The sequence below is a fragment of the Halomonas sp. THAF12 genome, assembly GCF_009363675.1.
In the GTDB taxonomy this organism is placed as follows: Bacteria; Pseudomonadota; Gammaproteobacteria; order Pseudomonadales; family Halomonadaceae; genus Halomonas; species Halomonas smyrnensis.
The window spans coordinates 3,732,215-3,743,930 of record NZ_CP045399.1; the positions used below are offsets into that span (position 1 = coordinate 3,732,215).

An 11,716-nucleotide genomic window follows, 5' to 3' on the forward strand; every position below is an offset into this window, starting at 1 on the left:
CCCCGCTGGCGCCCCCTGGCGGCGGCACGCCCCGCCATGAGCCCGGCCTGGTGGCGCTGGATCGCCACCCGGGGCTCGCTGACCCAGCGGCTGATCGAGGCCGGCGCGCCTCGCCGCTTCCGGGTCAGGCTGCTCGACCAGCGCCTGGGCCGGCCGCGCCGCGACGAGGCCATGGCGCTGGGCACGGCGCCGGACCGCCTGGTCTGGCGGCGCGAGGTCGCGCTGTGTCTCGGCGACCGTCCCTGGGTGATGGCGCGCTCGGTGGCCCCGCTCCACGGCCTGCACGGCCAGCGGCTGGCGGGCCTCGGCGAGCGCTCGCTGGGGCACTGGCTGTTCCGCCAGCCCGGCCTCGAGCGCGGCCCCATCGAGGTCAGCGCCGACCCGGCGCCCTTCCACGACGCGCCCGGCCCCTGGGGTCGCCGCTCGGTGCTGCGCCACGGCCGCTTCGCGGTGCTGGTCCAGGAGTTCTTCCTCGACGCCATGGCGGATGACCTGGCCCTGCCGGCGCGATAGGCTGCGTCTGGCATCGCCCGAAACCCGCGTCGTCCGATTCAACCGAGAGACCCACATGGAACGTTCCCTGATGCGCCCCAAGGGGCTGGCCCGGCTGCCCGACTTCCTGCACCTGACGCGCCTCGACCGCCCCATCGGCACCTGGCTGCTGATGTGGCCGACGCTGTGGGCGCTGTGGACGGCGGCCGAGGGCGTTCCCGAGCGCCGGCTGCTGCTGATCTTCGTCGCCGGGGTCTACCTGATGCGGGCCGCGGGCTGCGTGGTCAACGACTACGCCGACCGCCACTTCGACGGCCACGTGAAGCGGACGAAGTCGCGTCCGCTGGCCACCGGGCGCATCGGCGAAGGCGAGGCCAAGGGGCTGTTCGCCGGCCTGGTGCTGGCGGCCTTCGTGCTGGTGTGCTTCACCAATGCCTTCACCGTGATGCTGTCGGTGGGCGGCGTGATCCTGGCCTTCGTCTATCCCTTCATGAAGCGCTACACCCACCTGCCCCAGGTGGTGCTGGGCGCGGCCTTCTCGTGGGCCATTCCCATGGCCTTCGGCGCGGTGCTCGGCCATGTGCCGCTGGAGGCCTGGCTGCTGTTCGCCGCCAACGTGCTGTGGACCGTGGCCTACGACACCGAGTACGCCATGGTCGACCGCGACGACGACCTGCGCATCGGCATCAAGTCCACGGCGGTGCTGTTCGGCCGCGCCGACAAGCGGATCATCGGCCTGCTGCAGCTGGCCACGCTCGCCCTGCTGGCCTGGGCCGGCGAGCGCCTCGGCCTCACCGGCTTCTTCTGGCTCGGCCTGGCCGCCATGGCGGCGACCTTCGTCCACCAGCAGCGGCTGATCCGCCACCGCGATCGCGATCGCTGCTTCCAGGCCTTCCTCAACAATCACTGGTCGGGGCTCTTGGTGTTCGCCGGCATCGCGCTGTCGCTGTGGCCGGGCGCCGGCGCGTGACGCCGGGCGGGAAAAAACCGCGGCGCTGAGCGGGGGCGACAGGACGAGGCTGTCACGGTATTGTCACAAGGACATGCTGTCATCGTCACCAATATGTCACTGCTCTCGACCATGAGGCCCCGGGATGACCGCCAAGACCGTACTGATCGTCGATGATGAAGCGCCCATCCGCGAGATGATCGCCGTGGCGCTGGAGATGGCCGACTATCGCGTGCTCGAGGCGGACAATGCCCAGAGCGCCCACGCCATGGTCGTCGATCACCAGCCCGACCTGGTGCTGCTGGACTGGATGATGCCCGGCACCAGCGGCGTCGAGCTCGCCCGCCGGCTCAAGCGCGAGGAAGGCACCTCGGAGCTGCCGATCATCATGCTCACCGCCAAGGGCGAAGAGGACAACAAGATCCAGGGCCTCGAGTCCGGGGCCGACGACTACATCACCAAGCCCTTCTCGCCCCGCGAGCTGGTGGCGCGCCTCAAGGCGGTGCTGCGTCGGGCCACGCCGCGCGGCGTCGAGGATCCGGTCCAGGTCGAGGGCCTGATGCTCGACCCGGTCAGCCACCGCGTCAGCATCGACGGCCAGTCGCTGGAGATCGGCCCCACCGAGTACCGCCTGCTGCAGTTCTTCATGACCCACCAGGAGCGCGCCTACACCCGCGGCCAGCTGCTCGACCAGGTCTGGGGCGGCAACGTCTACGTCGAGGAGCGCACCGTGGACGTGCATATCCGCCGCCTGCGCAAGGCGCTGGGCGAGCCGCACCAGCAGCTGATCCAGACCGTGCGCGGCACCGGCTACCGCTTCTCCGCCAAGGCCTGACATGGGCCGGCTGTGGCGACGCGAATGGTGGCGGCTGGCGGCCCTGGTGGCCGCCGGCGCGCTGATCGGCTGGCCCTTCGCCCTGAGCGGCCTCGGCCTCGCCGTGGGGCTCGCCATCTATCTCTTCTACCAGATGCGCCAGCTCCACGCGCTGCAGGAATGGCTGACCCATCACCCCCATGACGAGCCGCCCTCGGCGGTGGGGCTGTGGGGGGAACTGTTCGACCGCCTCTACCGCTATCAGAAGGGCCAGCGCATCACCCAGCGGCGGCTGCGCGACACCCTGAGCCGCATCCAGGAATCCTCCGAGGCGATGCGCGACAGCGTGGTGATGCTCGACCGCCACGGCGACATGGAGTGGTGGAACAGCGCCGCCGAGCGCATGCTGGGCCTCAAGCCGACCCTGGACCGCGGCCAGCACATCACCAACCTGCTCCGCGACCCGAGCTTCGTCGACTACTTCCACGCCCGCGACTACCGCGAGCCGCTGACGCTGTGCTCGCCGATCGACGAGAACCTGATCCTGCAGTTCCAGATCACCCTCTACGGCGACGACGAACGCCTGGTGATGGCCCGCGACATCACCCGCCTGCACCGCCTCGAGCAGATGCGTCGCGACTTCGTGGCCAATGTCTCCCACGAGCTGCGCACCCCGCTCACCGTGCTGGCGGGCTACCTCGAGACCTACGGCGACATGGCCGAGATGCTGCCCGAGCGCCTCGGCCGCGGCATCGGCCAGATGCAGAGCCAGACCCGGCGCATGCAGAACCTGGTCAACGACCTGCTGCTGCTGTCGCGGCTGGAGAACGACCAGGGCGGCCACGACGATGTCCGCCTCGACCCGCCCAGCCTGCTCGAGGCCGTGCGCCGCGACGCCGAGGCGCTGTCCGAGAGCCATCATCGGCTGGAGGTGGAGATCGACGAGCCCCGCGCCCTGCTCGGCTCGGAGAAGGAGCTGCACAGCGCCGTCTCCAACCTGGCCTTCAATGCCGTGCGCTACGCCGGCGAGGACAGCCGCATCGTGCTGCGCTGGCGTCCCTGGGGCGACGGCGCCTGCCTGGAGGTCGAGGACGACGGCGAGGGCATCGACCCGCTGCACATCCCGCGCCTGACCGAGCGCTTCTACCGGGTCGACAAGGGTCGCAGCACCGCCACCGGCGGCACCGGCCTGGGGCTGGCCATCGTCAAGCACGTGCTGCTGCGCCACGACGCCCAGCTGGAGATCGACTCCCGGCTCGGCGAGGGCGCCACCTTCCGCTGCATCTTCCCCGCCGCGCGCCTCACCGACGCCGCGCCGGCCTCGCGGCGCGCCTGATTCCGCCGCCAGACGCGACTCCGCCCGACGCAGGCCGGGCGGAGGGGTGTCACGTGATCACGACGCCCGGGCGTCAGCGCCTCGCCGGGGCGGTATCGGGCGCGAGCGCCCGATAGTGGTCTTCCCACATCAGCACCGCGCCGGCCACGGCGCCGGGCAGCAGGAACAGGTTGGCCAGCGGCAGCCAGGTGATCAGCATCACCCAGCCGCCGTAGGTCAGCGTCGGCCAGCGGCGCGCGGCGAGGCGGCGGCGCATGTCGGCGAAGGGCACCTTGTTGTTGTCCATCGGATAGTCGAGGTAGGTGACCGCCATCATCCAGGCCGAGAACAGCAGCCACAGCAGCGGCGCGATCAGGTTGATCACCGGTATCCAGCCGATCACGAACAGCAGCAGCATGCGCGGCAGGATGTAGCCCAGCTTGACCAGCTCGCGGCCCAGGGCATCGATGGCGGTGCGCGCCAGGCCGCGGTCGTCCAGCGGCGGGCGCCCGGTGACCTCGCGCTCGACCTTCTCGGCCAGCAGGCCGTAGAAGGGGGCGGCGATCAGCTGGGTCACCAGGGTGAAGCTGAAGAACACGATCAGCGTAAGGCTCACCACGAACAGCGGCCAGATCAGCCACGACAGCCAGTCGAGCCAGCCCGGCACCATGGCCATCCAGCCGTCGAGCCAGCCGCCGAAGTGGGTCAGCACGTAGCTCAGCATGGCGGCGTAGACCACCAGGTTGGCCAGGATCGGCAGGAACACGTAACGGCGCAGGCCGGGGGTGTAGACCAGGCGCGTCCCCCGGGACAGCGCCGAGAAGGCATCCAGCATCGGTGTCATTTCCTCCATCACGACGACGGCGGCCGTCGCCAGGGGCGACGGCCGCTTCATGGACAGTGCCGGTCGAGCGGGGTTCAGCCCTCGTCGCCGAGCACCTCATCGCCGAGATCATCCGGTGCCGTGTGGCGGATGTCGAGGCCCTTGACCAGATAGACCACGTATTCGGCCAGGTTGTTGGAGTGGTCGCCGACGCGCTCCAGGGCGCGCAGGATCCACATGATGCCGAGCACCGGCGAGATCGCCCGGGCGTCTTCCATCATGAAGGTCATCAGCGAGCGCATGGCGCTCTGGTACTCGCTGTCGACCTGCTCGTCCTCCTGCACCACCTTGAGCGCCAGCTCGGTGTCGAAGCGGGCGAAGGCGGTCAGGGCGTCGCGCATCATCTTGCGCACGTGCTCGCTGATCACGCGCACCTCGACGAAGCCGCGGGTGCCGCTCTGGTTCTCGACCAGGTCCACGGCGTTGCGGGCGATCTTGCTGGCCTCGTCGCCGATGCGCTCCAGGTCGGAGGCGGCGCGGATCACCGCCAGCACCAGGCGCAGGTCGGAGGCCGCCGGCTGGCGGCGGGCCAGGATCTGGGTGCACTCGTCGTCGATCTTGATCTGCATGTCGTTGACGGCACGATCGTTGTCGACCACGCGCTCGGCCAGGGCGGAATCGCCGTCGAGCAGGGCGCGGACGGCGTCCTGCACCTGCTTCTCGACCAGCCCGCCCATGGCCATCAGGTGGGTCTTGAGCTCCTCGAGCTCATGATTGAACTGGCGCGAGATATGCTGGCTGTGGATATCGCTGGTGATGTCCATGAGACTCTCCTGAGGGCGCCGGCGTCAGGCCATGCGTCCGGTAATGTAGTTCTCGGTGCGCGCGAGGCGCGGATTGGTGAACAGGGTATCGGTGGGGGCGTATTCCACCAGCTCGCCGTCCTGCAGGAAGGCGGTGTAGTCCGACACCCGCGCCGCCTGCTGCATGTTGTGCGTGACCAGCACCAGGGTCAGGCTCGACTTCAGGTTGCGGATCAGCTCCTCCACCTTGAGCGTCGAGATCGGGTCCAGCGCCGAGGCCGGCTCGTCGAGCAGCAGCACCTCGGGCTCCACCGCCAGCGTCCGGGCGATCACCAGGCGCTGCTGCTGGCCGCCGGACAGCGCCCAGGCCGAGGCCTGGAGGCGGTCCTTCACCTCTTCCCACAGCGCCGCCGAGCGCAGCGACCACTCGACGATGTCGTCGATGCGCCGCTTGCGCAGCCCGCCCTGCAGCCGCAGCCCGAAGGCCACGTTGTCGTAGATCGACATCGGGAAGGGGTTGGGCGCCTGGAACACCATGCCGACCCGACGGCGCAGCTCGGCCACCGCCACCTCGGGCGCGTGTATCTCCTGGCCCTCGAGGCGGATCTCGCCCTCCCGTCGCACGTCCTCGTTGAGATCGTGCAGGCGATTGAGGGCCCGCAGCAGCGTCGACTTGCCGCAGCCCGAGGGCCCGATGAAGGCGGTGACACGGTTGCGCGGCACCCGCAGGGTCAGGTCGCGCAGCGCCGGCTTGCCGCCATAGCGCAGCCCGAAGCCCGAGACCTCCAGGCAGGAGGCCTCGGGCGCGAAATCGACGAAGGCCCCGCGTCGCGGAGCCGGGTCCTGCTTGACCGGCATCACATACCCCTTGGCACCATGGTCGCCCTCAGAATCGCGAGAGGCCACCATGGCGTGATCTCAGATGATGGCGCAGAAATATTGCAGTCAGGTTAAGCACCAGGATCACCAGCACCAGCAGTAGCGCCGTGGCATAGACCAGCGGCATCGCCGCCTGGACATCGTTGCTGTGAAAGGCGGTGTCGAAGATGTGGTAGCCCAGGTGCATGAACTTGCGCTCGAGGTGGAGGAAGGGGAAATCGCCATCCAGCGGCACCTGGGGCGCCAGCTTGGCCACGCCCACCAGCATCAGCGGCGCCACCTCGCCGGCGGCCCGCGCCACCGCCAGGATCATCCCGGTGAGCATCGCCGGGGCGGCCATCGGCAGCACCACCCGGCTCAGCATCTCGAGGCGCGTCGCGCCCAGCGCCAGGGCGCCCTCGCGCTGGCGATCGGGAATCCGCGACAGCCCCTCCTCGGTGGCCACGATCACCACCGGCAGCGTCAGCAGCGCCAGGGTCAGCGAGGCCCACAGCAGGCCGCCGGTGCCGAAGGTCGGCGACGGCAGCGATGCCTCGAAGAACCATTGATCGAGGCGGCCCCCGAGGCCGTAGACGAACACCCCGAGGCCGAACACGCCGTAGACGATGGAGGGCACGCCGGCCAGGTTGCGCACGCCGATCCGCACCAGCCGGGTCAGCCGGCCCTGGTGGGCCACCTCGTTGAGATAGACCGCCGCCAGCACGCCGAAGGGCGTGACCAGCAGCGACATCAGCATCACCATCAGGACGGTGCCGAAGATCGCCGGCCAGACCCCACCCTCGACGTTGCCCGAGCGCGGCCCCTCGGAGAGGAAGCGCCACACGCCGTCGCCCCAGGCGATCAGCTTGGCCGCGACGCCCATGTCGTTGGGCTGCCGGGCCCTGACGATCTCCTCGACGGGCAGGCGGATACGGCGCCCGTCGGCGCTCTCCATCACCACCAGGTCGCCCGCCATCGCCTCGTGCATGGCCCGCATGCGCGCCTCGACCTCCGACATCGCCCGCGCCGCCTCGGGGTCCTCACCGCGCCCCTCGAGCTCGCCGGCCAGCGGCAGCAGCACCCGGTCGCGCAGCCGGGCGATCGCCTCGCGCTGGCGCCCGTGATCGGCCAGCCGCGCCCTCAGGGCCTCCCAGGCCTCCGGCCCCTCGAGGCGCTCGCCCTCGGCCGGCCTCCAGGCCACCAGGCGGCCGATGAAGTCGCCCCAGCGGCGCCGCTCCAGCACCACCAGGTCGGCGGGATAGGCTTCGGTCGCGATATCGGCCACCGCCACCCAGGCCCAGATATCGCCGTCCAGATCGCGGTTGCCGGTGCGGTAGAGGCGCTCCTCGCCCTCGCCGTCGGGCAGCGGCGTCTGCTTCACCGCCCGGCCGGCGAGGGTGCGGCCGTCGCTGAGGGTGAGCTGGGCCACGTCGCTGGGCCAGAAATGACCGAGCCCCCGCGCGGCCAGCAGCACCAGCAGCAGGGCCAGCAGCAGCAGCGACAGCGAGATGCTGCCGGCGGCCAGCCAGGCCCAGGGACCCTCGCCCCGGGGCAGGCGGGCGCGCCCCGGGCGTCGCCACGTCCAGCTCATGCCGTGTCTCCCAGGCGCCGGTAGCGGCGACGCAGGCGGGTCCGGATCACCTCGGCGAGGGTGTTGACCAGGAAGGTGAAGAGGAACAGCAGCAGCGCCGCCAGCAGCAGCAGGCGATAGTGGCTGCCGCCGGGGGCGGCCTCGGGCAGCTCGATGGCAATGCTGGCGGCCATGGAGCGCAGGCCGTCCAGCGGATTGAGGTTCATCAGGGCGGTGTTGCCGCTGGCGATCAGCACGATCATGGTCTCGCCCACGGCGCGCCCGGCGCCGATCATCACCGCCGAGAACACCCCCGGCGCGGCGGCGGGCAGCACCACGCGCCACAGGGTCTGCCAGCGCGTCGCGCCCAGCGCCAGGGCGCCCTCGCCCAGGCTCTTCGGCACGCCGGACAGGGCATCCTCGGCCAGCGCATAGATGGTCGGCATCACCGCGAAGCCCATCGCCATGCCGACGATGATGGCATTGCGGCTGGCGTAGTCGAGCCCCAGATGGGCGGCGAGCCAGGTGCGCAGGTCGCCGCCGAACCACCAGCCCTCCAGCCACGGCGCCAGCCAGGCCGCCAGCGCCCACAGCAGCAGCAGCCAGGGCACCAGCCACAGCGCCGACCAGCCCAGCGGCAGGCGCTGGCGCAGCCGCCCGGGCAGCCGGCTCCACAGGGCGCCGCCCAGCACCACGCCCGGCGGCAGCAACAGCAGCAGGGTCAGCCCCAGCCCGAGGTGGCGCTCCAGCCAGGGCGCCAGCACCAGGCCGGCGAGGAAACCGATCACCACCCCGGGCAGGGCCTCCATCAGCTCCAGGGTGGGCTTGAGGTGGGCCCGCAGGCGCCGCGACATGAACAGCGCCGAGTGCGCCGCCGCGCCCAGCGCCAGCGGCACGGCGATCGCGAGCGCCCAGGCCGCGGCCTCCAGCGTGCCCCAGGCCAGCGGCGCCAGGCTGAAGCGCGGCCCGGGATCGCCCTCCGGCAGCGCGGGCTGCCAGCGGTAGACGGGTTCGTCGAGGCCGGGATAGGGCTGGGGCAGCCACAGCGAGGAGAGGCTCAGCGACGACTCGCCGGACGCATCGGGCCAGAACAGCGGCAGGACCTCGACCGCCAGGAACACGCCGATCGCCATCACCGCGGCGATCACGCCGATGCCACCGGCGGTGATCAGCGCCGTGGCAAGGCGATCGCGCCCCTGTCGCAGGCGACGGCGCAGCAGCGGTGAAGAGGAGGAGTCGGGCATCGTCAGCGCACGGGCGTCGAGGGGTTAACGGAAGGTTACGACATTCTCATGACAAAGCGGTGACACTGTCACGCCCCATCGTCGAGCTCCAGTATCCGGCGCTGGCGGGCCAGGGTCGCTGTGGGCAGCGACACGAAGCCGAGCTCCTCGACGATGGCCTGGCCCTCGGCCGAGAGCACCAGCTCGAGGAAGGTTCGCTCGGCGACGGGCAGCGATGTGCCCGGCGGCTGATTGACGTAGATGCGCAGCGCCCGGGCCAGCGGATAATCGTCGCCCCGCACCGCCAGCGGATCGGGCCGGTGGATTCGCCCCTCGGTATCGCGCAGCGGCACCGCCCGCACCCCGGGCGTCAGGTGATTGAGGCCGGCATAGCCGATGGCCAGCGGATCGCCGGCCACCGCCTCCACCACCGCGGCCGAACCGGGATACTCGTTGACGTCGGGGCGGAAGCTGCCGCCGCACAGCCCCTCGCGGCGAAAGAGGCCGTGGGTGCCGGACACGGCGTTGCGGCCATGCATCACGATGGGGCCGGCGGGAGACGCGAGGCCCAGCGCTTCCCAGCGCTGGATGGCCCGCTCGGCCCCGCAGCGCCGCGTCTCGGAGAAGATCGCATCGAACTCGCGCTGCGACAGGCTCTTCAGCGGGTTGTGGCGATTCACCACCACCACCAGCGCATCCAGCGCCACCACCACCTCCCGCGGCGGGTAGCCGTGGCGCTCGACGAAGGCCGCGCGCTCCTCGTCGTCCATCGGCCGCGACATGGGCCCCAGCAGCGTGGTGCCGGCGGTCAGCGCCGGCGGCGCACTGGCCGACCCAGCCGCCTGAAGCTGCACCCTAAGCCCCGGATAGCGCTGGCTCAGCAGCTCGCCCCAGCGCAGCATCAGCCCCGCCATGGTGTCGGAACCGACGGTATCGAGGGTGCCGACATGGTGATCGGCCGAGGCCGGCGCGCCCCACAGCCCGGCGACCACCAGCAGCCAGGCCGTCAGGCCGCGTCGTAGGACCGCTATCATGACTCTCCTCCAGCTCATACGGATCGGGCGCGGCTCTCTCCCCCACAGGGTAGAGCAGCCGCGCCCTCGACGTTTATCATGACTCACCGATCCTTCGGCCTCGCACCGCGATGCGATCCCTTACAACAACAAGCCAGGCGAACCCGTGCCATGAGCGAACTCGATGACATCCCGACCCCGCGCGGCCATCTGACCCTCAAGCTGGTCGCCCGCCGCCAGGACACCAACTTCCACGGCGACATTCCCGCCGGCTGGCTGATCGGCCACATGGACCAGGCCGCCGAGCTCGCCGCCGGCCGCGAGGCCGGGGGGCGAACCGCCACCGTGGCCGTCGAGGCCATGGACTTCCTGTGTCCGGTACGGGTCGGCTCGATGGTCAACATCTTCACCGACGTCCGCGAGATCGGCCACAGCTCGATCAAAATCGACGTCGAGGTGTGGAGCCGCTCGCCCCACGAGCGCGACCCCGACGAACTGCACAAGGTCACCGAGGCCCGCTTCGTGACGGTGGCGCTGGACGACAACGGCCGCATCCGCGCGGTGCGTCAGGGCGGCTGAGCCGCCCCGATCTTCCTTCAGCCGACGAGCGTCTCCCGCGACTTCAGGTAGGCCAGCTCGCCGATATCGGTGAAGGCACTGACCCGCTGCTGGAAGTCGCGATAGGCCTCGAAGATCCGCTTCGAGGCCTCGTCGTTCTCGACCTGCTGCTGGAGGACCCGCTGCGACGACTCGTGCAGCGCCGCCATGACGTCGTCGGGGAACTGACGCAGCTGGATGCCGTGCTCGTCGACCAGGCTGCGCAGCGCCTCGGCGTTGCGGAAGGCGAACTCGCTGATCATCGCCAGGTTGGAGGCGCGGGCGGCCTCGGTGACCACCACCTTGAGGTCGTCCGGCAGCGCGTTCCACGCCTCCAGGTTGATGGTGCCCTCGAGGATCGCGCTGGGCTCGTTCCAGGCCGAGGTGTAGTAGTAGTCGGCCACCTGATGCAGGCCGAAGGCCAGATCGTTGTAGGGGCCGACCCAATCGGCGGCGTCCAGCACGCCGGTCTCCATGGAGGTGAAGATCTCGCTGCCCGGGATCGTCAGGGTGGTCACGCCGATGCCGCTCATGGCCTCGCCGGCCAGGCCCGGCAGACGCAGCTTGAGGCCCTGCATGTCGTCCAGCGAGTGGATTTCCTTCTTGAACCAGCCGCCCATCTGGGTGCCGGTGTTGCCCACCGCGAAGGGCTTGAGGTTGTGCTCGGCGTAGAGCTCGTCCCACAGCGCCTGACCGCCGCCGTGGTACAGCCAGGCGTTGGTCTCGGTGGTGGTCATGCCGAAGGGCACGGCGGTGAAGAACTGGGCCGCGGCGACCTTGCCGCGCCAGTAGTAGGAGGCGGAGTGGCCCATCTCGGCGGTGCCGGCCGAGACCGCGTCGAACACCTCCAGGGCCGGTACCAGTTCACCGGCGCCGTGGACCCGGACCCGCATGCGGCCGCCGGACATGCGTTCGATGCGCTCGGCGAGGTCGTTGGCGCCGGTGCCCAGGGCCGGGAAGTTCTTGGGCCAGGAGGTCACCATGTTCCAGGTGATGGTCTCCTGGGCGCTGGCGGTGTTGACGAAGGGGGCGGCGACGGCACCGGCGGTGCCGGCCCCCAGGGTCTTGAGGCTGGTCTTGAGAAAGTTGCGACGCTCCATGGGGAGGGCGGCTCCTTGCGGTTCTTTTCGTATCGCATGCCGAGCGGCATACCGGTGTCCGCCGGGCAGTATCGCGAAAGCGGCATTTATCAGCAAGCGAACGACTGCCCAGGATAGTTGGGGGCCGATCCGGCGACCCTCACCACATCGAGGACCTGG

The 11,716-nt window shown here is 70.4% G+C and carries 12 protein-coding genes; 5 read left to right on the forward strand and 7 right to left on the reverse strand.

Going from position 1 to position 11,716, the window contains the following annotated elements:
• Positions 1 to 36: 36 nt before the first annotated feature.
• The 4 genes from FIU88_RS17405 (at position 37) to phoR (ending at position 3,591) form a co-directional block, all read left to right on the forward strand.
• Positions 37 to 513 carry a chorismate lyase gene (locus FIU88_RS17405; protein WP_152480271.1) on the forward strand — a complete coding sequence of 159 codons (477 nt, stop codon included), beginning with the start codon at positions 37 to 39 and terminating at the stop codon, positions 511 to 513.
• Positions 514 to 568: 55 nt separating this feature from the next.
• Positions 569 to 1,462 carry a 4-hydroxybenzoate octaprenyltransferase gene (gene ubiA / locus FIU88_RS17410; protein WP_016855932.1) on the forward strand — a complete coding sequence of 298 codons (894 nt, stop codon included), beginning with the start codon at positions 569 to 571 and terminating at the stop codon, positions 1,460 to 1,462.
• Between the two features lie 124 nt (positions 1,463 to 1,586).
• Positions 1,587 to 2,276 carry a phosphate regulon transcriptional regulator PhoB gene (gene phoB / locus FIU88_RS17415; RefSeq protein WP_016855933.1) on the forward strand — a complete coding sequence of 230 codons (690 nt, stop codon included), beginning with the start codon at positions 1,587 to 1,589 and terminating at the stop codon, positions 2,274 to 2,276.
• 1 nt (position 2,277) lies between these two features.
• A complete protein-coding gene (gene phoR, locus FIU88_RS17420; protein ID WP_152480032.1) occupies positions 2,278 to 3,591 on the forward strand; it encodes a phosphate regulon sensor histidine kinase PhoR in 1,314 nt (437 codons plus the stop codon).
• A 73-nt stretch (positions 3,592 to 3,664) separates the two neighbouring features.
• Here the strand turns inward: phoR and cysZ are convergent, their stop codons facing one another.
• From cysZ to FIU88_RS17450, 6 genes are all read right to left on the reverse strand, one after another.
• Positions 3,665 to 4,405, reverse strand: a complete 741-nt coding sequence (gene cysZ / locus FIU88_RS17425; RefSeq protein ID WP_152480033.1) for a sulfate transporter CysZ — start codon at positions 4,403 to 4,405, stop codon at positions 3,665 to 3,667.
• 83 nt (positions 4,406 to 4,488) lie between these two features.
• Complete coding sequence (phoU, locus tag FIU88_RS17430) at positions 4,489 to 5,217, reverse strand: phosphate signaling complex protein PhoU (RefSeq protein ID WP_016855936.1); 729 nt, start codon at positions 5,215 to 5,217, stop codon at positions 4,489 to 4,491.
• Between the two features lie 24 nt (positions 5,218 to 5,241).
• Positions 5,242 to 6,054, reverse strand: coding sequence for a phosphate ABC transporter ATP-binding protein PstB (pstB, locus tag FIU88_RS17435; protein WP_152480272.1), 813 nt, complete (start codon positions 6,052 to 6,054; stop codon positions 5,242 to 5,244).
• 28 nt (positions 6,055 to 6,082) lie between these two features.
• Entirely contained in the window at positions 6,083 to 7,645 is a 1,563-nt protein-coding gene (gene pstA, locus FIU88_RS17440; protein WP_152480034.1) for a phosphate ABC transporter permease PstA, read from the reverse strand.
• Complete coding sequence (locus tag FIU88_RS17445; RefSeq protein WP_016855939.1) at positions 7,642 to 8,868, reverse strand: ABC transporter permease subunit; 1,227 nt, start codon at positions 8,866 to 8,868, stop codon at positions 7,642 to 7,644. The genes pstA and FIU88_RS17445 overlap by 4 nt, the downstream gene beginning before the upstream one ends.
• Positions 8,869 to 8,936: 68 nt before the next feature.
• Positions 8,937 to 9,881, reverse strand: a complete 945-nt coding sequence (locus tag FIU88_RS17450) for a PstS family phosphate ABC transporter substrate-binding protein (RefSeq protein ID WP_152480035.1) — start codon at positions 9,879 to 9,881, stop codon at positions 8,937 to 8,939.
• 150 nt (positions 9,882 to 10,031) lie between these two features.
• Here FIU88_RS17450 and FIU88_RS17455 point away from each other — a divergent pair, with 150 nt between their 5' ends.
• The gene (locus FIU88_RS17455; protein ID WP_016854232.1) at positions 10,032 to 10,439 is read left to right on the forward strand and encodes an acyl-CoA thioesterase; all 408 of its coding nucleotides are present in this window, start codon (positions 10,032 to 10,034) and stop codon (positions 10,437 to 10,439) included.
• Positions 10,440 to 10,456: 17 nt separating this feature from the next.
• Here FIU88_RS17455 and FIU88_RS17460 read toward each other — a convergent pair whose 3' ends face one another.
• Entirely contained in the window at positions 10,457 to 11,557 is a 1,101-nt protein-coding gene (locus tag FIU88_RS17460) for a TRAP transporter substrate-binding protein (RefSeq protein ID WP_152480036.1), read from the reverse strand.
• Positions 11,558 to 11,716 lie beyond the last annotated feature (159 nt).